25 protein-coding genes and 1 pseudogene are annotated in these 22,189 nt (G+C 58.5%); 2 read left to right on the forward strand and 24 right to left on the reverse strand.

Annotation, left to right across the window (positions count from 1 at the left end; translation table 11 throughout):
* Positions 1 to 143: 143 nt before the first annotated feature.
* On the forward strand, positions 144 to 623 hold the full coding sequence (locus AAIE03_RS15110) for a GNAT family N-acetyltransferase (protein WP_498563071.1): 480 nt from the start codon (positions 144 to 146) through the stop codon (positions 621 to 623).
* 107 nt (positions 624 to 730) lie between these two features.
* On the opposite strand, the gene AAIE03_RS15115 is transcribed toward AAIE03_RS15110, so the two are convergent.
* Positions 731 to 1,921, reverse strand: coding sequence for an alpha/beta hydrolase-fold protein (locus AAIE03_RS15115; RefSeq protein ID WP_498563072.1), 1,191 nt, complete (start codon positions 1,919 to 1,921; stop codon positions 731 to 733).
* A 249-nt stretch (positions 1,922 to 2,170) separates the two neighbouring features.
* Between AAIE03_RS15115 and AAIE03_RS15120 the strand changes: the two genes are divergently transcribed.
* Positions 2,171 to 2,383, forward strand: coding sequence for a hypothetical protein (locus AAIE03_RS15120; RefSeq protein ID WP_014606673.1), 213 nt, complete (start codon positions 2,171 to 2,173; stop codon positions 2,381 to 2,383).
* Between the two features lie 37 nt (positions 2,384 to 2,420).
* Here AAIE03_RS15120 and acpT read toward each other — a convergent pair whose 3' ends face one another.
* The 23 genes and pseudogenes from acpT to rbsK all read right to left on the reverse strand — a co-directional run bounded on the left by acpT (position 2,421) and on the right by rbsK (position 22,073).
* Positions 2,421 to 2,999, reverse strand: a complete 579-nt coding sequence (acpT, locus tag AAIE03_RS15125) for a 4'-phosphopantetheinyl transferase AcpT (RefSeq protein ID WP_014595240.1) — start codon at positions 2,997 to 2,999, stop codon at positions 2,421 to 2,423.
* 1 nt (position 3,000) lies between these two features.
* On the reverse strand, positions 3,001 to 4,230 hold the full coding sequence (locus AAIE03_RS15130; protein ID WP_042677852.1) for a beta-ketoacyl-ACP synthase: 1,230 nt from the start codon (positions 4,228 to 4,230) through the stop codon (positions 3,001 to 3,003).
* Positions 4,227 to 4,958 (reverse strand): 3-ketoacyl-ACP reductase FabG2, encoded by a 732-nt coding sequence (locus AAIE03_RS15135; protein WP_013024458.1) that lies wholly within the window; start codon positions 4,956 to 4,958, stop codon positions 4,227 to 4,229. Before AAIE03_RS15135 ends, AAIE03_RS15130 begins: the two co-directional genes overlap by 4 nt.
* Positions 4,955 to 5,431, reverse strand: coding sequence for a hotdog family protein (locus AAIE03_RS15140; RefSeq protein WP_498563073.1), 477 nt, complete (start codon positions 5,429 to 5,431; stop codon positions 4,955 to 4,957). The genes AAIE03_RS15135 and AAIE03_RS15140 overlap by 4 nt, the downstream gene beginning before the upstream one ends.
* A complete protein-coding gene (locus AAIE03_RS15145; protein WP_019105044.1) occupies positions 5,428 to 6,597 on the reverse strand; it encodes a beta-ketoacyl-[acyl-carrier-protein] synthase family protein in 1,170 nt (389 codons plus the stop codon). Before AAIE03_RS15145 ends, AAIE03_RS15140 begins: the two co-directional genes overlap by 4 nt.
* Before the next feature lies 1 nt (position 6,598).
* On the reverse strand, positions 6,599 to 7,135 hold the full coding sequence (locus AAIE03_RS15150; protein ID WP_042677869.1) for a DUF3261 domain-containing protein: 537 nt from the start codon (positions 7,133 to 7,135) through the stop codon (positions 6,599 to 6,601).
* Between the two features lie 116 nt (positions 7,136 to 7,251).
* Positions 7,252 to 9,570 carry an MMPL family transporter gene (locus AAIE03_RS15155; protein WP_498563074.1) on the reverse strand — a complete coding sequence of 773 codons (2,319 nt, stop codon included), beginning with the start codon at positions 9,568 to 9,570 and terminating at the stop codon, positions 7,252 to 7,254.
* Complete coding sequence (locus AAIE03_RS15160; protein WP_022622297.1) at positions 9,539 to 10,144, reverse strand: LolA family protein; 606 nt, start codon at positions 10,142 to 10,144, stop codon at positions 9,539 to 9,541. Before AAIE03_RS15160 ends, AAIE03_RS15155 begins: the two co-directional genes overlap by 32 nt.
* Complete coding sequence (locus tag AAIE03_RS15165) at positions 10,141 to 10,563, reverse strand: acyl-CoA thioesterase (RefSeq protein ID WP_013024452.1); 423 nt, start codon at positions 10,561 to 10,563, stop codon at positions 10,141 to 10,143. Before AAIE03_RS15165 ends, AAIE03_RS15160 begins: the two co-directional genes overlap by 4 nt.
* A gap of 3 nt (positions 10,564 to 10,566) precedes the next feature.
* On the reverse strand, positions 10,567 to 12,258 hold the full coding sequence (locus AAIE03_RS15170) for a glycosyltransferase family 2 protein (RefSeq protein WP_013024451.1): 1,692 nt from the start codon (positions 12,256 to 12,258) through the stop codon (positions 10,567 to 10,569).
* Positions 12,249 to 12,602 carry an ApeI family dehydratase gene (locus AAIE03_RS15175; protein WP_022622298.1) on the reverse strand — a complete coding sequence of 118 codons (354 nt, stop codon included), beginning with the start codon at positions 12,600 to 12,602 and terminating at the stop codon, positions 12,249 to 12,251. The genes AAIE03_RS15170 and AAIE03_RS15175 overlap by 10 nt, the downstream gene beginning before the upstream one ends.
* Positions 12,589 to 13,950: an AMP-binding protein gene (locus AAIE03_RS15180; RefSeq protein WP_031283435.1), complete on the reverse strand. Its 1,362-nt coding sequence runs from the start codon at positions 13,948 to 13,950 to the stop codon at positions 12,589 to 12,591. Before AAIE03_RS15180 ends, AAIE03_RS15175 begins: the two co-directional genes overlap by 14 nt.
* Entirely contained in the window at positions 13,950 to 14,528 is a 579-nt protein-coding gene (locus tag AAIE03_RS15185) for a COG4648 family protein (protein WP_014595234.1), read from the reverse strand. The genes AAIE03_RS15180 and AAIE03_RS15185 overlap by 1 nt, the downstream gene beginning before the upstream one ends.
* 6 nt (positions 14,529 to 14,534) lie before the next feature.
* Positions 14,535 to 14,786, reverse strand: coding sequence for an acyl carrier protein (locus AAIE03_RS15190; protein ID WP_019105037.1), 252 nt, complete (start codon positions 14,784 to 14,786; stop codon positions 14,535 to 14,537).
* Positions 14,787 to 14,798: 12 nt separating this feature from the next.
* Complete coding sequence (locus AAIE03_RS15195) at positions 14,799 to 15,056, reverse strand: phosphopantetheine-binding protein (protein ID WP_019105036.1); 258 nt, start codon at positions 15,054 to 15,056, stop codon at positions 14,799 to 14,801.
* Complete coding sequence (locus AAIE03_RS15200) at positions 15,037 to 15,870, reverse strand: lysophospholipid acyltransferase family protein (protein ID WP_031283437.1); 834 nt, start codon at positions 15,868 to 15,870, stop codon at positions 15,037 to 15,039. The genes AAIE03_RS15195 and AAIE03_RS15200 overlap by 20 nt, the downstream gene beginning before the upstream one ends.
* Positions 15,849 to 16,571: a beta-ketoacyl synthase chain length factor gene (locus AAIE03_RS15205; RefSeq protein ID WP_014595231.1), complete on the reverse strand. Its 723-nt coding sequence runs from the start codon at positions 16,569 to 16,571 to the stop codon at positions 15,849 to 15,851. The genes AAIE03_RS15200 and AAIE03_RS15205 overlap by 22 nt, the downstream gene beginning before the upstream one ends.
* Before the next feature lie 53 nt (positions 16,572 to 16,624).
* Positions 16,625 to 17,160 (reverse strand): annotated as a pseudogene (locus tag AAIE03_RS15210) (methyltransferase); the annotation flags it as partial.
* A gap of 35 nt (positions 17,161 to 17,195) precedes the next feature.
* On the reverse strand, positions 17,196 to 17,585 hold the full coding sequence (locus tag AAIE03_RS15215; RefSeq protein WP_013024442.1) for a hypothetical protein: 390 nt from the start codon (positions 17,583 to 17,585) through the stop codon (positions 17,196 to 17,198).
* A gap of 494 nt (positions 17,586 to 18,079) precedes the next feature.
* Positions 18,080 to 19,369 (reverse strand): MFS transporter, encoded by a 1,290-nt coding sequence (locus AAIE03_RS15220; RefSeq protein ID WP_105080473.1) that lies wholly within the window; start codon positions 19,367 to 19,369, stop codon positions 18,080 to 18,082.
* Positions 19,366 to 19,857 carry a NanQ anomerase/TabA/YiaL family protein gene (locus AAIE03_RS15225; protein ID WP_029570956.1) on the reverse strand — a complete coding sequence of 164 codons (492 nt, stop codon included), beginning with the start codon at positions 19,855 to 19,857 and terminating at the stop codon, positions 19,366 to 19,368. The genes AAIE03_RS15220 and AAIE03_RS15225 overlap by 4 nt, the downstream gene beginning before the upstream one ends.
* 52 nt (positions 19,858 to 19,909) lie before the next feature.
* Positions 19,910 to 20,830, reverse strand: a complete 921-nt coding sequence (locus AAIE03_RS15230) for a dihydrodipicolinate synthase family protein (RefSeq protein ID WP_019105032.1) — start codon at positions 20,828 to 20,830, stop codon at positions 19,910 to 19,912.
* Between the two features lie 46 nt (positions 20,831 to 20,876).
* A complete protein-coding gene (gene rbsK, locus AAIE03_RS15235) occupies positions 20,877 to 22,073 on the reverse strand; it encodes a ribokinase (protein ID WP_031283442.1) in 1,197 nt (398 codons plus the stop codon).
* Between the last annotated feature and the right edge of the window lie 116 nt (positions 22,074 to 22,189).

Consider the following 22,189-nt stretch of genomic DNA (forward strand, 5'->3'; position numbering starts at 1 on the left):
GGCCAGTGTTAAACAGAAGAAATTGACAGACAGATGACAGACCGATGCCAGCCAAATGAAAAAAACGGGTTAAAAACCGCTTCCGGGAAATACAGAGGTCAACCCAAATATTGGCGACTTGAAATACCGCGGTCCAGACGATAATGTGTTCCAACTTCACCGTCATGTTATACAGAACGACCATGTCTCTTTCCTTTTTTAAACTTGAACCCCGGCACCTTAAAGAAATATATGAAATACGCTTTTCCGTAACGGAAAACCGGCTTCACGCGCATCAAATTCACTATTTACAACGTGAGCAAGCGCTGGAGGATATATGTCAGGGCGGCGGCTGGATTTGCCAGGTCGGGGATGATTATGCAGGTTATGGATTGGGGATCTATGCGCCCGAACCGCTAATTGGCGGACTGTTTGTTAAACCTGAATATCAAAAACAGGGCATCGGGACGCACCTGCTGAACGCGATCGTCCAGTGGTTTAGCGATCGGGGCGCAGAGATGATTATGCTGACCACCGATCCCGGCTCGAACGCGGAGGGGTTTTATCAGGCAAATGGCTGGGTCGCAGAAGGCAGTGATGCGTTTGGGCAGCGGGTGATGCGTAAGCGCTTACCGCGTGGCTGATATGACGCAATCCGCCGCCAACGAAACAGCAGCGTTCCCGCCGCGTTGGGGAGAATGCGCACAGGATGCCCTGCTCATCCTGTGCGCGGTCAGCGTTGAAGCCAGAATTAGTGCGACTGTGGTTTAAACAGCTGCTGCACAAACTCCACATACGCAGGTCGCCAGACGTCCATCTCATGTCCCAGCCCCGGATACTGGGTGTAATGGAACTTCACGCCCTGCTTTTCCAGCTCGGTTTTCAGTCCGGCAATGTCTTTGCCTGTCACGATATCTTTATCGCCCACCACCAGCGTAAAGTTTTTCAGCTGTTTATTCACGGTCTGCGGCTGGCTCAGCTGACGCGTCACGACCTCATTAGGCACTGTACTGGTGGTCACGCCGCTAAAACTGGCCAGCCAGGCAAAGTCGTTAAGGTGCGTCATGCCGGACACCAGCGCCTGATAGCCGCCCTGGGATAGCCCGGCTATCGCCCTGTCAGCCGGTTTGCGACTCACGGTAAAGCGTTTTTCCACCAGCGGGATAATGTCCTGCATTAACTCTTTATCCGCAGCAGCGGCATTGAGGGGATAAAAGTCCTTGCGGCGATCGGCTGGCGGGAAGTTTTCGGGAATAGCCTGCACGATGTCGGTTTCGGTATCGGGCACCACCACCAGCATCGGCTTGATTTTCCCCTCTGCCAGCAGGTTATCCATGATCTGCGGCAGGCGGAGCTGAGAGATGGCCGACAGCCCGGTATCGCCAAAGCCATGGTAGAAGTAGAGCACCGGTAGCGGCTTGCTATCGGCCTTGTAACCCGGCGGTGCCCAGACAAACACCTGACGTTCAGACTTCAGGGCGGTGGAGTGATAGGTCAGGGTCAGTACATCGCCGTGCGGCACGTTGCGCTCATCCAGAATACTGCCCGGCACCAGAATCATACTGGTGTTCACCTGGCGCTGCGGTTTCGGGAAACGGCTGCCGGTATCCGGCGTGCGGAAACCGTCTACGTCAAAATAGTACTCATACAGGTTGGGCTTCATCGGCTCGCTGGTCCATGACCAGATCCCCGTGTTGTCCTTTTTCATGTCATGCGAATGCTGGCTCAGCGGCGTGGCGCCGGTTACGACGGCAACCTGCTTCGCGGCAGGGGCAAAAAGACGAAAGGTAATGGAGTGATCCGGATTCAGCGCCGTAATGTAGCGGCTTACCGGGATGCTCGTGTCTGGCGTTAACGGCAAAGGGGCGGCAATCAGTGCTGGTGCATATCCCGTGAGCAGGCTGCCTGCCAGGAATGAAAAACAGGCTAAAGTTTTTTTCATCGTGGGTTCCGGTTGTATGTATGGCGAGGTAGTTATTGCATCTTTACGTTCAGGAAGAGAGCAAAGGGATACGCAAAAAACGCAGGGTGTGATGGGGTTCAAAAAATTCAGGCCCTCTCTGGCATGAAAAGTCCGTCGCTTTTTCTGCAACAGTCGCGCAACGACTCGCATTTTTTTATCCGCCCGCCTCGCATTCGCGTTATCGTCGCAGCATGAACACTTTTCCCCCTTGATAAGGACTGAGTATTGATGCGTAAACTTCCCTTTCTGCTGGTCACGCTGGGCCTTTTGATGTCGGTTACCTCTCAGGCGCAGGCTGAAGGCTGCCTGAAAGGCGCGCTGGTGGGCGGCGTAGCGGGTCATCTTAAACATCATGCGGTTGCCGGTGCCGTGGCGGGTTGCGCAGCAGGCCATTACCTGGCGAAGAAGCATAAAGAAGAAGACAGCAAACAGAGTCACTAAACAATCAGGGCTGCCCGGTGAGAACGTGGCCAGCCCTTTATGCCAGCCGCCGCAGAGTGGTCGCGCTCAACTCAAACGGCGTCGGCGTACAGACCGCCAGACTCAGGCCGCCCACCTGCAGCGCGCTGACCGACAACGCAGACGGGGCCGTACTGTCAATGCTGGCCATCTGCCAGGCACTCTCACCGCGCTGCTTGATTATCGCCTCTTTTATCGTCCAGATGCGCCAAAAGACCGCTAACTGCTGCACCCCCGGTTGTGCGGCGATCAGGGCCTGTTCACCCGGACTGAACAGCTTTTCTGCCAGGCGCGGCCAGTTTGGTCGCGGTCGCAGGACTTCAATATCACAGCCCACGTCCCTTTCGTCACTGAACAGCAGGGCAATGTCATCCCCGCTGTGGCTCAGACTAAAGCCGCGTTGCACCTCGGGGGGAAACGCGGGCTTGCCATTTACCCCGTACTGCATCGCGGGCACCGGCGCGATAGCAGCAGAGAGCATGACGCGCCCGGCAAGCCAACTGGCACGCCGCGCGCCCGAAGGTGCCCGATCTTTCAACTCGGGTGCTAACGCGCCAGCACTGAGTCGGGAAATCTTTCCCAGAAAGATCTGATACATATCAGTGCCAGCGTTTGATGATGATGGAGGTGTTAATGCCGCCAAACGCGAAGTTATTGCTCTGCAAAAACTCACAATCGATAGGGCGTGCCTGGCCCATGATGTAGTCCAGTTCGCCGCAGTTGGCGTCCGGTTGCGTCAGATTCAGCGTAGGAGCGAACCAGCCCTCGCGCATCATTTGCAGGCTCATCCAGGCTTCCAGCGCGCCGCAGGCCCCTAATGTGTGGCCGAAATAGCTTTTCAGGGACGAAATGGGCACCTGATTGCCGTAAATCGCCGCCGTCGCCTGGCTTTCCGCCAGATCGCCGCGATCGGTGGCGGTGCCGTGCGCCGAAATATAGCCGATGTCCTGCGGGCTTAATCCCGCCATCGTCAATGCCTTCTCCATGCAAATCTGCATCGTTTCCCGCTGCGGCTGAGTGATATGGGCAGCGTCACAGTTGGTGTTGAAGCCGACGATCTCGCCATAGATTGTCGCGCCGCGCGCTTTCGCGTGTTCCAGCTCTTCCAGAATCAGCGTGCCTGCGCCCTCGCCAATCACCAGACCGTCCCGTTTTTCATCAAAGGGCGAAGGCGTGGTGGTCGGCGCATCGTTGCGCTGGCTGGTGGCGAAAAGCGTGTCAAACACCGCCGCTTCCGAGGGACACAGCTCTTCTGCGCCACCGGCCACCATCACCGTCTGATAACCGTGGCGGATCGCCTCCCACGCGTAGCCAATCGCCTGGCTACCCGAGGTACAGGCGCTGGAGGTGGGGATAACCCGACCGCGCAGGCCGAAAAACAGCCCGGTATTCACGGCGGTGGTGTGCGGCATCATCTGTACATAGGTGGTGCCGGTAATATTATTGGTGTGCTTTTCCGTCAGCATGGTCGCGAATTCGCTTACCGGTCCGGTGCTGCCGGTCGAGGAGCCGTAAGCAATGCCGGTTTCACCATTGGTGAGCACAGGATCGCCGATCAATCCCGCGTCGACCAGCGCCAGTTCGCTGGCGCGGGTCGACATTAATGAAACGCGCCCCATGGCGCGAATACGTTTGCGGGTGTAGTGTTCCGGCAAACTGAAATTATCAATCGGGGCGCCCAGTAAGGTATGCAGCCCGTCGTAAACCTGCCACTCCGGCATTCTGCGAACGGCATTTTCATACGCCAGCAGCCTGGCTGAAACGTCCTGCCAGTTTTCGCCAAACGCGGTGACGCCGCCCATACCGGTAATGACCACGCGCCGTGTCATAACATGCCTCCGTTGATGGAAATCACCTGGCGCGTCACATAACCTGCGATATCCGACATCAGGTAACGGGCAAGCCCGGCCACTTCCTCGGTTTGCCCCATGCGTTTCATGGGGATCAGAGACATCGCCTCTTTCAGCGCCGTCTCTTCCATCTCGATCATTCCTGTATCGATCAGCCCTGGCGCAATACAGTTAACGGTAATTTTGCGTTTGGCCAGCTCAATCGCCAGCGCTTTGGTGGCGCCAATAATGCCTGCTTTCGCGGCACTGTAGTTCACCTGACCGCGATTGCCCATCAGGCCAGACACCGAGGAGAGCGTAATAATGCGTCCGCCCTGGCGGGCGCTGATCATTGGCATAATGCAGGGCTGAATCACGTTGTAAAAACTGTCCAGATTGGTATGAATCACCTTATCCCAGTCGTCGTCGCTCAACGCAGGAAAGGCCGCATCGCGGGCAATGCCGGCATTGCTGACCACGCCGTACCAGGCTCCGTGTGCGTCGATATCCTGCTCCAGCACCTCGCGGCACTGCTGACGGTTCGCCACATCAAACTGCAGCAGGCGGCCCGTGCCACCTGCCGCCAGAATGGCATCCAGGGTTTGCTGCGCCCCGGCAGCATCATGGTGATAATGCACGCCAAGGGTGAAGCCGTCTGCCGCCAGCTGGCAGGCGATGGCGCGACCAATGCCTTTGCTGGCACCGGTAACCAATACTGAACGGCTCATGAGGGCGCTCCTTGTTGAAATAATGAATGAAGTTCTTCGGCGGTGGGCTGAAAGGTATTTACCCGGCCGGTTGCCAGCATAGCGCTCCCCGCCTCGATGGCGCACTCAAAGCTGCCAAAGCGTTCATCCTGCATCAGCAGTTTGACCTTGACGATCAGCGTGGCATCCGCCGGTAGAATCCCTGCGCTACACACTAATTCGCGCGCGCCCAGCACCATGCCTAACGAGATACTGGCCTGTCCCTGCTGATGCCGATGCCAGCCCGACCAGACGCCGACCGTCTGCGCCATTAACTCCAGGACATACCAGCCCGGCAGGTTGCCATCGGAATCGAGAAACGGGGCCAGCACGCCCTGCGGCGATACCGTGACGCAGCAGGTCGCGCTGTCGGCCGTCACGTCGCTGACCTTTTCCAGTAACAGCATCGGCGCATCGTGCGGCAGATAGTCCGTGGGGGATAAATAGTGGCTCATAAGATCTTCCCAAGCAGAATACTGGCGTTGTTACCGCCGAAGGCAAACGAGTTTGACAGAATCACCGGGCGCGCCAGCGGCTGAGGCCGGTCAATGATGCCACAGGGCGGCAAATCCGCATCGCGCGGCGACAGGCTAAAATCCTGCGGCGGCAGCGGCAGGTTGCGTTGCAGGATCAGCATGCTGAGCGCCGCTTCGGTAATGCCCGCCGCGCCCAACGTGTGCCCGGTCAGGTGTTTCGTTGAACTGCAGGGCACCTGCTCGCCAAACAGGGCGTTTACCACGCTGGATTCAATCTGATCGTTGAGCGTGGTTGCGGTGCCATGCAGGTTGATATAGCCCACCGCCTCAGGCGCAATACCGGCTTCGTTCAGGGCCTGATGGATGGCGCGAATCGCCCCTTCCCCCTCTGGATGCGGGGCTGAGATATGGTAGGCATCGCTGGATTCGCCCACGCCCAGCAGCGCAATCGGCTGCGGCTCACGGGTTAACAACATCAGCGCGGCACCTTCACCGATGGTAATGCCGCTGCGATCGCGGGCGAACGGCTGACACAGGGTGGGAGAAAGCGACTCCAGGCTGTGAAAGCCGTTGACCGGCATCCGGCTGAGCGTGTCTGCTCCACCAACGATCGCTACATCCGCCAGCCCCGCCTCAATCAGGCGACGTCCGCTTATCATCGCACGGGCGCTGGAGGAGCAGGCGGTGGACAGCGTAAACGCCGGACCGTCAAGTGCCAGCCAGTGGCTGAGAAAGCGCGAGGGATCGCCCAACTCCTGCTGCGGATAGCGCCATGCCGTGCTTGATTGCTGATTCAGCGACAGGCGGACGTGCATATCCCCTTCGTCCAGCCCGGATGTGCTGGTACCCAGCACGATGGCGACACGATCGCGGCCATACTGCGCAATCGCCTGATCCACGTCGGGCTGAATCTGGGCCAGCGCGGCCAGCAGCAGTTGATTATTGCGCGAACGATGCGCGCTGAAGGCGTCAGGGATCGCCGGCAGCGCCCCTTCCACGCCGGCCAGCACGGCGTGCGGATGCGCCTGCAACCAGCCGCTGCGGGCGCGCATACCAGGGGCCACGCCACGCACCAGGTTGAGAGCGACCTCATCGTTATCCTTGCCCAGCGCGTTAATCATGCCAACGGCAGAAACGTAGATCATCTCAGTCATCCAGATATTGAATGGTGATGTGGTATTTAAACGCGTGCTGCTCAATGCTGATGGGTTCGCGCTTACCCTGGCGGTTCAGATAAGTGATTTCCGTCACCAGCTTGCCGCTGGCATTACGCAGCTCGCGCTTATCCCCACGGTCTTTCAGCGTCCAGCCCTCTGGCAACTGGGGCAGCCAGGCGCTGATGGGCCAGTGGCTGAGCATCACGTCGGCCAGCACCTGACTGGCCGGTGGCAGCTGCGGCAGCACAATCGACTGTTCGGTGTGCAATCCCTGGCGATCGTAGGTCACCAGGAACAGACGAATACCCACCGACGACAGCCCTGCCAGAGAGATTTTTTTATCATCTGCGTTGAGCATCACCAGCAGCGACTGGGTCTTGCCGTGAAAACGGCCGGTCAGAAGCTGCTGGGAACGGATTGACGGCGCAATGCCCGGCGCAGGCAGCGTCACGCGTGCGCCCGGTGCCAGCCAGGCCTGCGGACGCTGCTGCGGGCTGTGCGTGGAATGACTGCACCCGGCCAGCATCAGCGTGGCGGCAATAATCAAACAGCCTCCAGCGGACACGCGGCGACCGCGTAGCGGCACCGATCTGGCACGCCATCGCGCCAGGCAATATTTCAGCATGCGTAAAGTCTGGTTGATCATCGTGTTTTTTTCTCTCTTTTCGTCGGCATCGCCAGCGGTGCCAGCAGCCAGGCGGTGAAAATACCGCTGATCAGTACGATACCAAAGCTGCTAATGGCCTGGGTGGTGCTGAAAACCAGCATGCCCAGCGTCAGCAGCGTTGTCATCATTGCCAGTGTGATGGCCAGCATGGAGGTGAGCGGCGTACCGCGTGGATTACTGAAAAACAGCGTGTAGTTGATGCCGATACCGAGCACCAGTACCAGCGCCAGCAGGGAAAACAGGTTGACCGCATGGCCGGTAAAGGCCAGCACCGCCAGGCCGCAGCCCAGAGACAGCACAGATGGCACCAGGCTGAGCGCGCCTTTGCGCCAGCCAAGCCGCATGACGGCACCGCAGGCAATCACGGCCAGAGCAACAAGCAGCAGGCCGGTCAGGATATGGCGATACAAGGCAAACAGCCCGTCAAACGTGGTTTTGCGATCCACCCAGGCGACGCCGGGATAGCCTTTACTTAGCGCATCAAGCGCGGCGCTGTGTGTTACGCCGTCTACCGGCACCAGCACGCCGCTCTCACCGCTCTTCAGCGTCAGCCACAGCAGGCGCCAGCCTTCGCTGGCCGGGCTGGCAAGCCAGGCCGCAACGCTGACCGGCATAGGATTGAGATCCGGCTTCAATGTCGTTACGCCCGCCTCGCTGAGCGCGCGCGTGACGGCAGGCGCGGCATTTTTCAACAGCGCCACATCCTGTGCCTGACGCGCCAGCGAGTTCAGGGGAAGCGTTCGATAACCGCCGATCAGCCCTTGCGCTTTGGCCCGTTCCAGCGCGGGCGTGAAGGCTTCCAGCCGCGTCAGCGTCTGCTGCGCACTGTTGCCGTATACTACAAACCATTTCTGATCGACGCTCTGCCCGGTCAGCGCAGTAATGGCTTTTTCCTGCGCCAGAAGGTGCTGCGGCAGCGCCTGAAGCTGTGAGATATCATCGTCTACGCGCAAGGTGGCGAGGCCCGCCAGCGAGAACAGCGCCAGCGCCACCGGCAGCCCCACCGACAGGGCTTTGTTACGCCGCCATGCGGCAAGCCAGCGCAGCATCAGCACCATGGCGGGGACCGGACGCACAGGCAAGCCGCGGCACAGCCACGGATGCCAGAACACGACCGTCAGGCAGGCGGCGCTCAGGCCCACCGCCGCAAAGAGCGCCATCTGGCGAATGCCCGGAAACGGTGCCAGCATCATGATCAGATAGGCGGCCACCGTGGTCAGCAGGGCCAGCAGCAGCGCATTGCGGACTTTCGCCAGGCTCTGCCAGGGCGAGGTATCGGCGCCATGCACCATGCGCTCGGTGAGGTAATAGAGCGTGTAATCGGCGGAGATGCCGATGATGCTCATGCTCATCACCAGCGTCATCAGGTGCAGCTCGCCAAACACCAGCAACGTCACAACGGTGCCCGCCAGCGCGCCAATGGCAATCGAGAGCAGGCATAACAGGATTGGCCGTACCGAACGGAACACCACCAGAATCAGCAGTAGCACGCCCAGCACGGTTGCCAGCCCCAGCGTGGACACATCATGCTTCGCCTGCTGGCTGGCGTAATCGCTGTAAAACACCGTGCCGCGCGAGAGCAGCCGGACCTGCGGGTACTGCGCCTTGAACGTTTTTTCCAGCGCGCCCAGCGTGGTGACCAGTTTGTGCGTCTGCTGCATATCAAACGACGATCCGGCCAGTTCGCCGTGCAGCAAATACCAGTAATTCCCCTGGCTGTCCTGCGTCACCAGCCAGCCGTCCATCAGGCGCAGCCGCTGACCGTTTTTCGCCATCGCCAGCTGCGATCCGCGCGTCAGCATCAGCGGATCGTTCTGTAATTCTTTGCCACTGACGCCGGAAAAGGCGGAATAGAGCTGAGAGAGGATCCACTGCGCCTGCGCCTCGCCGCCGTTTTGCAGCCGCTGCCGCGTTTCGCTGTCGATCATGCCGTTACGGTGCTGCCAGAAAAACGTGCCCCACGCCTGCTGGCTGCGGGCATCCATCGGCCCTTTTACCTCGGCCAGCGCCCCGGATCGCTGTAACCGTGTCAGCCAGTCGCGCGCCACCAGGGGATCGGCCTGCTTACCGGGGCTCACCAGCCAGACCAGTTGCCGATCGAGCCGCTGCATAAAGCCGTCGTTGAGGGCGGGGGGAATCGCGCCCAGCGCCTGCTTTGGCAGCATCGCCAGCACGCTGCTGTTCAGCCGGGCCTGCGGCAGCAGCGTATGCAGCACCACCAACATGAGCAGGCAGACCAGCCCCCACAGCAGCGCGGGCCGTTTACGGGGCGGCAAAGCGTTGGCGTTCGTCATTAGTCAGTTGTGCTGGCGTCAGTTGATGTTGCGAAAGGGTAATGTCCGTGCGATCGCCCTGCTTATCGTTGAGTTGGATCTGCTCCAGATAGGTTTTGCCCGCCAGATCGATGCTGGAGAAGATCTTATCCAGCGGCGTGGTGATCGGCGTCAGGCGCAGCGTCCAGCGGCCTTCGCCCTTGTCGGCAAAGTCGACGCGAAAATTCTGCTCCAGCACCTTGCGATCCGCCTGAAACAGCGCGCGCAGCAGGTGATTAAACTGGAACATCTGCGGATTGTTTTCGGCGGTAATGGTCTGCGGTGGCTGGCCGTTGATCACCTGCACCATGCGTTTATCATCCAGCAGCAGCTGCATCGGGAACGGACGGGTTTGATCCCACAGCAGGCCCTTGTCGCGGGCGATCAGCATCGTGCCCTGCGATTTTAGCGGCTGCGGCATATCCTTAATGGTGCGCACCTGATCGAAGTGCGCACGGATCACCGGCTGAGCGGTGAAGCGCTGCTGCAGATCGTCGAGCGTCAGCGCGCTGACAAACGGGCTGATCAACAGCGCCAGGAATAGCAGGCCTCTCATGGCGTCACTCCCATACGTTCAAACAGAATGTCCGGGCAGACAAAGCACATCTCGCGACTTTGCTCTTCCACCGCCACCTGAATGGTATAGCCCGTGGTGGTGCGCTGGCCGCTGTCGGCATCGAAAATTTCATACCCAATGCGCAGACGGTTTTCACACTCTTCAATGCGCGCCCGCACGCGAATGCGTTGCTCAAAGGTGAGCGGATGGCGGTACTTTACCCGCGTATCCACTACCGGCCAGACGTAGCCAGAGGCCTTCATCTGCCGGTAGCCATAGTCAAACTGGTTCAGTAACGCCTCGCGGGCGATTTCGAAATAGCGAAAATAGTTACCGTGCCAGACCACGCCCATCACATCGACATCATGAAAGGGAATGGTCAGGTCTACGTCGACCGTAAAACGGGGATCGTTAAGCACCCTTTACTCCTTGTCTTTGCTATCCGGCAGTTGCCAGAAATCGAAAAAGTTAAACCAGTCGAGCGGCGACTGGAGCGCATAGTGCTCAAGGCGTTCAGCATAGCGATCAATTGTCTGCTGCAGGGCTTGCTGACGCTCGGCACGCGGCAACAGCAGCGGATCGGCGAACGGCTCGCAATGAATGTGCAGTTTTCCCTGCTGGCGCAGCGCGAAGATCAGGTGAACCGGGCAGCGCAGGATCGACGCCAGAATAAACGGCCCCTGCGGAAAGGGAGCAGGCTGGCCCATAAAGCGGCTCCAGCAAATACGCCATTCCCCACCGCGCTGCGGATTAACGGCAATGCGATCGCCCACAATCGCGATCCACTCGCCGCGATCCAGCTTTTCTTTCAGCAACATGGCGGTGTCCGGACCGATATCCGTTACCGGCATCAGGTTTAGCCCGGCCTGCGGGGCCATCTCTTCCATAATCTGCTTAAAGCGCTGGGCGTTATCGCTAAACACCAGAGCATTAATGGTTTTACTGCCGCTGCGCTGCACCAGCGCCCGGCAGGCCTCCACATCGCCCAGGTGCGAGGCCAGCAGCAGCCTGCCCTGCGGATGACTGAGGTCCAGCATCGCCTCCGCGCCCGGTGCAAAGACCACGTCGCTGCCGAAATGCAGCTCACCGCGCCAGCTGGCGATTTTGTCCAGCATGACGTTGCCAAAGCGCAGAAAATGCCGGTAGCTGGTCAGGTTATTCGGCACCGGCTGCTGGCGTATCCGCAGCTGCTCACGCACGCGGGTTATCCAGTTCTGCGAGGCTTTTCGTGCCGTTGCGGCTGTCAGCCAGTACGCGCCGACCACCGGATACAGCAAAAGAGAAAAGGCTTTACGGCCCAGCAGGCGCCACACCAGCAGCATCAGGCGCATGCCCCACAGCCCTTTGACCTCTTTCTGCCGCGCCCAGTGCTGGGGCGAGCGGCGAAACAGTAAAGAAGGGATACGCGGCAACATGCCAAAAAACAGCCGCGTGTGCATCAGGGAGATGCGCACGTTGTCTTTGACCGCGTCGAAATGCGAGAGGCCGTCCTGCGGATAGGTTACCCGGGTCGGCACAAAGTAGCTGTTGTTACCCTGCCAGTAGAGCCGCACCATCACTTCGGTATCAAAGTCCATGCGCCTGCCGATGGTGGCACGCTGTGCCAGCTGTAAGGTTGGCGCGATGGGATAGACGCGAAAGCCGCACATGCTGTCTTTCAGCTGCAATGACAGGGTTTCGATCCACACCCAGACGTGGGTGATCCAGCGCCCGTAAAGCCGCGAGCGGGGAATGGAGTCGTCATAAATGGGCTGGCCGGAAATCAGCGCATCGGGATGCTGCTGCGCCAGCGCCAGCAGCGCGGGAATATCTTCAATAGCATGCTGGCCGTCGGCATCGACCTGCACCGCATGGGTAAAACCAGCCTGCGCCGCCACCTGCATACCGCGCAGCACCGCCGCACCTTTTCCGGCGTTTTGCGCCAGCCGCACCAGCGTCAGCGTGCTGTTTTCTGCTGCCAGCCGATCCAGTACCGCCTGGGTAGCGGCATCGCTGCCGTCATCAACGACAATGCACGGCAGACCAAACGGCATCAGGCGCGCCAGCACCGCTGCCATCATGGCACCGTGGTTATAACAGGGGATCAGCACGCAGGGGGAAAAGGCTAGTGACATAACCGAATCTTACCGCTGCTGGCGACATGACGTGCCTCACCGTCGTGGCGCTGGTAGCTAAAGCTCAGCATCTGGCGCGCTTCCTGCCAGTTCAGCGTTAACGTAACGGTAGTGTCCGGCAGCAGCGGAGCCTGAAACTTCACGTTCTGAATGCTGTGAAAACGCCAGCCGGGTGCCAGCAGCGTCGTCGCGTACTGCATCACCCAGTCAAGTTGCGCCACGCCGGGCAGCAGCGGTTGAACGGCAAAATGCCCTTTGAACCAGAACAGCGACGGATCAAGGTGTAAAACCATCTCAGCCTGATCGGGCTGCGACTGATGGCGCTCAATTTCATGGGGTTTCATGAAACCACTCCTGTAACTGCGCATAAACACGCTTGTTCATACTGTTAACCGGGATCGCATCGATCACCCGCCAGTAACGCGGCACGGCGACAGGTTCCAGCCACGGCAACAACGCACGTCGCCAGGCCAGCTCTTGCTGTTTACCGCCGTGTTCCTGCCAGCGTTGCCGTGCTGCATCGTCCAACACCAGCAGAACGCCAATGCTCTGTCGGCCGCGACGTAAAACCGGCACCGCCGCCACCTCGCTGATCCCGTCCAGCGCCAGCAGCCGCTGTTCGACTTCGCTTAACGAAATACGCTTCTCTTCAATTTTAACCACTCTGCCCCGACGGCCCACCAGCCGGAACTGGCCGTTTTCTTCGATATGCAGAATATCGTCGAGCAACAAACCCTCTCTGTCGGCGATCAGCGGTGAAAACACACGCAACGTATCGCTTTCCTGATGAAAACGGACGCCGTCAAAGGGTTGCCAGGTGATATCTTCTTCCTGACGATAGCGCCAGGCGAGGATACCGGTTTCCGTGCTGCCATAAATTTCATCTGGCCAGATATGCATCCAGTCCGCCGCCTGAGAAACATCCTGCCAGGGTAACATGCCGCCGGCGGAAAAGACCATCGCGACCGGCGGTGCGGTGAGCTGGCGATCGAGGCGTTTCAGAAACGCCGGGCTGCTGATAAAAACATACTGATAATCGTGGCTTAAGGCGGCGAGCTGTTCGGCATACCAGAGCATCGCCGCATGCAGCGGTAATCCCAGCGCCATCGGCAGAATAATACGAAAGGTCAGACCGTACTGGTGCTGCGGCACAACAGAGGCCACGACCCGACAACCGGCCAGCCGCCCGGCAAAGCGGTCGGCCAGCAGGGCCGCTTCATGATCCAGGGACTGAACGGCCTTCACCACCCGCTTCGGCTGACCGGTGGAGCCGGAGGTAAACAGTTCGATGCTGGCCTCGTCAGGTATGGCCGGAAAAGACGGAGCAAAGGCGGCGAGGGTCATCGCACTGCTGACCACCAGCAGCGGCCCCTGCCAGCTCAGCGTTTTTTCACTCAGCACGCCGTCAAACAGGGCGTGTTGTTCGTTGAGCAAGGAAACACGACAGTGACCGGGGACAACCGGTGTTTTGCCCGCGTGCAGCGTTGCCAGCAGGGCCACGGTAAACAGGTAGCTGTCCTCAAAGCACAAGGCCCAGCGTTGGCCTGCCTGCTGCTGCAGTAAGGCGATTAAGCAGGCCACATCCTGCCGCAGATGTCCCAGCGTCCAGGTGCGGTCGTCCAGCCAGGCCACAGGCACGTCAGCCGGTCGCGGTGCAGTGAGCCACTGGGTCAGTGTAAGCGTCTGCTTCATCATGAATCTCGTTGTTTTATTTTCCGGCGTACCAGCCACTCGCCCGCCATCAGCGTGCCCATCAGCAGATAGGCAATCATTCCATTCCAGGCGGTCCACAGCGCCATATCGCCATACAGCGCGGTAAAGAGCGCCATGCTGCCGTTGAGGATGAAAAAGACGCACCAGATTTGCGTCACCCGGCGGGTATAACGCACGCCCTTTTCAGGCAGATCCGGCTCACTGACTCTGGCCAGCCGTTCGACAATGGGCATGGCTGACCACAGGGAGCCACCAAACACCGCCAGCATGACGCCATTGACCACGACCGGGTAAAAAAGCAGGAGCTGGTGGGTTTTCAGCAGGTAGCTGGCCGCGCACAGGGCAATGCCGGCCACCGCCACCACCTGAGTGATGACACGCATCGGCCCCGTTTTGCGCCGGGTCTGGCGAAGACGGAGTAAAAGAACAAGCGCCATCAGTGGCAACAGCCAGTGCAGGCTGTTATGCGCCAGGCCGACGCTGATCAAAAAGGGCCACGCCACCAGCAGCAAGCCTGTCAGCAACGTAAGAACGGGCCGCGTGCGTTTGCCGGACATCGCGACTTACGCTTCTTTCAGCAGCCGTTCTACCGCATCGACAACGTCCTGCACGGTACGCACGGCTTTGAACTCTTCCGGCTTGATTTTCTTGCCGGTTTTCTTTTGCAGATGCACGATCATGTCGACCGCATCGATGCTGTCCAGCTCCAGATCCTCATACAGCCGCGCCTGTGGGGAGATATCCTGCGGGTCGATCTCAAACAGCTTAACCAACAGCGCGGTGACCTCTTCATAAATAGCGTTTTGTTCTGTCATGACGGACGCTCCTCAGGCACGTTGCGCGTGGATGAACGCTGCCAGCGTGGCAACGGAGAAAAAGTGCTGGCGCATCTCTTCGCTTTCCGACGAGAGAACCACACCGTAGGCATTTTTTACCGCCAGCCCCAGCTCAAGCGCGTCGATGGAGTCCAGTCCTAAGCCGTCGCCAAACAGCGGCGCATCGCTATCAATATCGTCGGCCGACAGTTCGTCGAGATTCAGCGTCGTTATAATGAGATTTTTGATTTCAAGGTAAAGCGCTTGCATCATTAATTCCTGAAAAAGGTGAAGAACCTGGTTGTAATTGAAGCAAAAGATGCCGGTTCAACTGTCTTGCCGCCAGTGCCGGTTCTTGTATGTCTGCATCGTAAAACTGATCGATAGATATCCGCTCCCGCACCTCAACGCTGAACAGCGGTTTGGCGGGCGGCACGTTATACCATTTGCTCTGCTTGTCCAGCAGATGCTCGCTACAGTGAATGATCACTACGCGTAAATCACTGCCACAGCGCACAGCAATATTGGCCGCACCGCGTTGTAGCGTCATGGGTTCACCGGGCCGGGTTCGGGTGCCTTCCGGAAAAATCAAAATCGTGTCGCCCTGTGCCAGCCGCTGTCGGCAGGCAGGCAGAAGTGCATCGGCCTGGCTGTTAATCAGATAATCGGCTGCCCGGATAACGCCGCTGACGAACGGGTTTTTCAGGAGCGCCCCCTTTACCAGACAGTCGCTTTCCGGCATCACAGAGGCCAACAGCACATAATCGATGAGCGTCGGATGATTGGCGACCACCAGACAGCCGCGATCCTGACGCAGGTGCTCAAGCCCGCGCATCCGGTAATCCAGTACGCCAACGCCTTTTGCCACCCTTAAGAAGAAGCGGAAACTGGCGGCGATACTGCGCCTGGCGATGCGGCGGCGGCGGCCTTTATCCCATACCGCGAGTAACAACAGGTTAAACCACACCATAGATAACAGCAGTCCGCCGATACCGAACAGGGCAAAACAAAAGCCGGTCATCGCGCATCGCCATGCCCGGTTGAGGCGCGAAACTATCCTGCTCATCCGCGGCTCCAGTGCCATTCCACTCTTTCCCCACTTAAGACAAAGGTGGCAGCATCTTGCAGGTAGTGCTGCAAAAAAAGTAGGCTTTGCGGCAGCGCGGGCGCTTTCGCGGTGTGCTGCGACCGGGTTTCACACTGCAAGGCATCACCGGCTTCAATCACCAGCGCGACCGCGAACGGCCACATCGGGGTTTCTGATGTGAGATGCGAGTGATAAAACGCCGGCATCGCCCCGTCAAAATCGACCATTAACACGCGCTGATAGCCCGCCTGGAGCAGACACAACACCTCACACAGCCCCTGCTGAAAGGTGTCTTTACCGGCAGAAAGCGACGAGGAGACGATCGGCTTCTTCGCGGCTATCGTCAGGCTGCCAACGGCGGAGTTGTGCACTGACAGGGCAAAATCGGTTGGTGAAAGCGCCTGGTCTGTCGCCAGCGCCTGCAGAATGCGGAAATTGCGTTCCAGCTCCCCGTGACGGCTGGTGTAAAGCACGGCATCGATTTCATGCTGACGCAGCATCGCCAGCCCGCACTCCACGGCCAGCTTACTGCCGGCGCTGAGGCGGCGCGCGGTCATCATCGGCAGTTCGGTCAGCTTTGCCTGCGGTGCCGCAGGATCGATGGCGTGCGACAGCCGAGCCCATTCCAGCCACTGTGCCGTTTCGCTTAATCCTGGGGCCCTGGCCTGCCAGTCAACAATGTTTAATGCAAATTTCATCAACGCGCGTCCGCGATATTCAGGTGATACTCAGGGCGCTTATCGCCGTGTTGTTATGGTTTCTTCTGGCACTGCAATAATGTATGCCCAACGCCCGGGCCGTCGTGGCGCTCATCGCTCTGGAACCCTGCCTTGTCCAGATAGTGATAAAACGTCTCTATGCTGTAGAAACGGCTGTTGCCGTTGGCCATACAGGTAAAATAAAGCGAAGACGCATTGAGACTAAATGAGGCCGCTTCAATGTTCTGTGCATCCCAGAACGGTTCCATGATGAACAGCTTCGCGCCGGGTTTTATCACGTCGGCAACAGGGTCCAGCATCGTGACGACTTGTTCAGACGAAAAGCCGTCTTGAAACTGACTCATCCAACCGACATCGGCTTCTGCGGGTAAAGGCAGGTCGCCAAGCATATCGACTTCATGGCAGGCGATGCGATGAGAAAAGCCTGCATTTTCGATATTTTCCCGCGTCAGCGCAATCCGGGGCGGCAAATCTGACAGGCCACCGCCATTGCGTGGTCATACTGGCAGCAGCGTATGGCACATTTTCCGGTGTGATGGCTGAGAAAACCGGCTAAGTCATAAGCGGTTTATCGGGCCATCACTGGCCCGACTTTAGGCATAATTACAATTTTGTGCCTGCCGAGAGATTGGCCTGAATATCTTTATCCAGGTTTTCTACCCAGCGGTTGTAGGTTTTATGAATCTGCCCGCCCGATGCCAGCAGATTGGTGCTGTGGTCGTAGACGATATCGTAGCCTGTCGACGAGTAGTTGATTCGCACTTCAGCCATGTGATCACGAACCTGCTGACGCGCTTTAATCTCGCCCGGAGCCACCTGCGTCATCATCCACTGACGCTGAACACCGGCTCTTAAAATGGCATTTTTAACCTGATCCTGGGTATAACCCGCCGCGACGATAGTATGAATTTTCTCAAGCGGGGCGGTACGCGCACAACCTGCCAACGCCCCAACGACCGCAAGGGCGGCAAACCATTTCATAGACTTTTTCATTCAACATACCTGTCTGTGTGAAGTAAATAAGGACAACAATAATTAGCGTGAAAATGATTATTGAGATCATCATGCAGGGCTTATTTGCGTTAATTTAAACGCGGTGCCTCGTCTGTGATGCCATGATAAACGGCCGCAATGTTGTTATATTTTCTCTTTTAGTTCAACAGAATTTAATTAAAACGATTTATTGGCGGGAAGAGGAAAAACGATAATTACGCGCCGGGCAAAGAGGTTAACCCGAATAGAAAGAACGATGACAGACGGAGAAAACGCCCCCGTCTGGATGAATCATTTTCTTTAAGGGCAATCGATGCGCCGATAATCCTGAACCGGCGTTATCCCCCCTGCTCTGCCGATTACCGCGTTAAACCCTTTCGTACTGGTACATCTCACGTCAGCCCTCTTTAACAGAAGGTAAACCCTGTCAGCGATAACCGTCAGCGTGGGCTGCCATTTGGTACAACCCTGGCTGGCCGCCAGGGTTGGGCTTGTTAGCTTGCCTGCAGCGGCTTACGCACAAACAGGCCGTAGCTCAGCGCGCCCAGCATCAGGAGCGCTGCACCAAGCAAAAACACATTGGTGAATTTACCGGTGGTATCCAGAATAATGCCGGTAACGATCGGTGCCATTGCCGCCCCCAGGAAACCGCCAAAGTTCTGAATGGCGCCCAGCGAGGCCACCTGCGACTTCGGTGCGATGTCACTGGCCAGCGTCCAGAGCGCCCCCTGCGGCATCTGCGAGAAGAAATAGCCCAGCGCCAGCAGGCCAATGGCCAGCGGGGTGCTGTTTACAAACGGAATCGGCGCCACGAAGCAGGCCGCCAGGGCCGCACCCGATACGATTGGCACCTTACGCGCGGTGATGGCCCTGACGCCCCGGCGCACCAGGTTGTCTGAAAGCATACCGCCCACCAGTACGCCCAGAATACCGGCCAGAAACGGAATGGAGGCAATCCAGCCGGTGGCTTTGAGGCTAAAGCCCAGCGATTTTTCCAGATAGCCCGGCAGCCAGGTCAGATAGACCCAGATCGTGAACATAATGGAGAAGTTGCCGATCACCATAAACCAGGTGGTGCTGTGTCGGAACAGCGCACGCCAGCGCACCTCGCCCTTCTCTTGCGGCACTGCGACGCTGGGTTGTCCGGCATGCAGCAGCGCATCTTCCCGGGCATTGGGATCGCGATAAAACTTCCACCACGCCAGCAGCAGGGGAAGCCCCATTACGCCGATCGCCACAAACATGCCGCGCCAGCCTAAGGTCAGCAACAGCACGGTCAGAATGGGCGGCGCAATGGCGTTGGCAATTTGCGAACCGGTATTAATAATCGCAGTGGGTAAACCGCGTTCACTGTCGCCAAACCAGCGATGGGTGATTTTAATTCCCGAGGTAAAGAACGGGGATTCGGACACGCCCAGCAGCATACGCAGACCGTAGAAATAGCTGTAGCTGTTGGCAAACGCCGTCAGCACGGTAAAGCCCGACCACAGCCCCAGCGCCCAGGAGAACATCTTTTTGGGGCCTAACTTGTCCACCAGCCAGCCTGCGGGCAGGTTAGCCAGCGCATAGGGCCAGAGAAACGCCGACAACAGCAACCCCATTTCGGTTTGCGAAAAGCCAAATTCCGCCGCAATGGTGGTGTTGGCAATACTCAGGTTGGCGCGGTCCAGGTAATTCACTATCGCCGCCAGCAACAGCAGCGTGACAATGCCCCAGCGCAGCTTCCCTTTCAGCGTGCCCTGCCCGCTCAACGTTGTTTCTGACATCGCCGCAGATGGTTTCATGATGCCTCCCGCCCGGCAAACAGATCGAGATGGATTTTAATCACCGCTTTACGGATAGTCTGCGCCACCGGCGACGCACAGCCAGGGCGATGAATATCGTGAGGGAAAAACAGCGCAAACTGCCCCGGCGTCAGCGCGATGCTGTACTCATCCGTGATGTCCTGATAAAACACCACGTCATTTTCCTCCCGCCGGTCTTCCGCTATCACATGCTGCGGATGGGCACGCGTCACGCCGATCGTTTCGCGTCCGGCCAGCAGGTACTGAATATCGACATAGCGAAAATGGGATTCGGCCCGGCGGGCGCTGGCGGGCTCGGTCTCCATTTCCTGAAGCAGGCAGAACATCTGGTTGTCGGGCATTAAATCGTATTTCCCCGTTTCCATCTGGCTGAAATCGCTGGCCGCTATCCAGCGAATCGCCTGGTCAACGATGGGATGAAACGCGTGACGCTCACGCGCCCAGTCAAGTTGATCGCATACAATCATGGTGTTTTCCCTTGTAGTAAAACGGTGCAGGAACAGACGGTGTCCGGTTTTTTTATGAAAGACGGTGTTGCCACAGCGCACTGCCATCACGAATCTGGTCAAGCAACACGCCAAGCCCCCAGAACTTCTCCAGCACGTTGTCCCGGTTAACGCGGCAGTGCTCGCTGGCGAAGGTGCCGAGGCGCTGGTGATAAATTTTGGCGTTTTTGGGATAGCCAAGGGTTTCGGTGACGGCGCTCAGCGACAGGAACAGCGACAGCTCATGGGCTTTCTCAGGCTGCTGGGCGCCCTGGTGATAAAGCCAGACGTAGAGGTTCGGATGAAAGTTCGTGAACACGCCGCTGAAGCCGCGCGAGCCCGCCTGAATGGCCGGCCACGCAATGGCCGCATTGGCGTTAATCACCGCCAGCGGCGTGCCTTCCGCCAGCCTGACGCGGCGTTGCACCGTGGGCAGATCGCAGCTCACGTCTTTCAGCACCACAAAGCGGCCGCTGTTGGCACAGAAGCTGAACTCGTCGTCGCTCAGCAGACGACGATACGGCGCCGGGCACTCGTAGAGCCCCAACGGCAGCCCGGCAGGTAGCGCGTCCAGAATGTGATTAAGGTGAGCATAAAAAGTCTCGCTTCCCTGATTGTGCGGATCGAGGTGATTGGTCACCAGCACCAGCGCATCGATGCCCGTTCCGGCCATCGCCTGCAATTCCTGAGTCTGCTCGCTTAACTCATCGCTGATGTGGCCGGAGGCAATCACCGGCACCCGGCCCTGCACCTTCTCCACCACAAAACGCGCCAGCGCAACGCGCTCGTCCAGGCTTAGAGACTGCATTTCGCTGGACTGGCACACGGCGAACAGCGCATCCACGCCCTGCGCCAGATACCAGTCGATCAGGCGTGACAGGCCGGGGTAATCGATCTGATTCTCTGCGGTGAATGGGGTCAGCATGACCGGGACAATACCTTCAATCTTTTTCATGGTTTCTCCTGCCAGCGCCAGCGCGCGGCTGTTGCGTTACGTCGGATTATCGTTGGTTAAGTCGGGTGATGACCTGATGCCGCTTGGGCATATTGCTTGCGCCTTCCCGCTCTACGGCCAGGGACGCAAAGGCCGATGCCCATGTGGCGGCCTGCAGTAACGGCTGCCCCTGCGCCAGCGCGGCGGCCAGCGCGCCGTTAAAGGCATCGCCCGCGCCGGTGGTGTCCACACTGAGCGCAGGAAAGGCGGGAATGACGTGACAATGCGGCGCGTCGAACAGCAGCGCGCCGCGCGCGCCCATGGTGATGATCACTCGCTGCGCCCCCTGCGCCACAATCGCCTGCGCCGCCTTACGCGCACTCGCCATGTCACAGATTTCAATGCCCGAGAGCCGCGAGGCCTCGGTTTCGTTGGGCGTCAGCACATCGATCATCGGCAGAACGTTCACGACCTCAGACGAGAACGGCGCCGGGTTCATGATGATGCGGACGCCCAGTGCATGTGCCAGCCGGATAGCGCTGCGCGTGGCCTCGACGTTGTTTTCCAGCTGCAGTAACAACACATCCGCATCGGTGAGTTCATGGGTCAGCTCGGCAATTTCGGCATCCGTCAGGGTTTTATTGGCACCGGGGTAGATGGCAATCATGTTCTCGCCGTTTTCCTGCGAGACATAAATGATGGCGCTGCCTGTGGGTTCGGTATCCGTCTGGTATAAACGGAAAGAGTGAATGTCCGATGACGAAAGGTGATCAAACGCAAACTGGCTGAACCGATCGGTTCCGACCTTGGCAACAAAATGGACGCGCGCTCCGGCCCGGCTGGCGGCCATGGCCTGATTGGCCCCCTTGCCGCCGGGCCCGAGTGTGCTGCCTTGCGCCATCAGCGATTCACCACTTTGCGGAAAACGCGCCACCCTGGCGACGATATCAACATTGAATGCGCCAAGGATGCAGACTTTTCCCTGCCTGCTGGTGGTCTTTACGGTGGTTTTACGCGCCTGCAACCGCTTGAGTAAAACATCAAAATGGCCACTTTCGCTGATGAGCTTTTCCTGTAGATTACGACGTTGCACTATGGCACCGCCGTAGCAGCGCTGAACCAGCCCCTGCTCTGCCAGCGCACGCAGATCGGTGCGAATCGTCTCCCGAGTAACACGCAACTGGCTCGCCAGCCCGTTAACGGTGACGCGTTCATGTTCGTCCAGCCATTGCAAAATTTGATTGCGTCGTTCTTCCAGAAACATCATCCCCCCTCCTGCCTGGCCGTTAAGCGTAAGGGAGCGCACGCAGCGTGAAAGTGATGCAGATCTCAGCACCTGGGGAAAAACGGAAGTAAACGGAAGTGAAGGGTTGTGTCGCT

This window comes from Pantoea sp. Ae19-2, assembly GCF_059801205.1.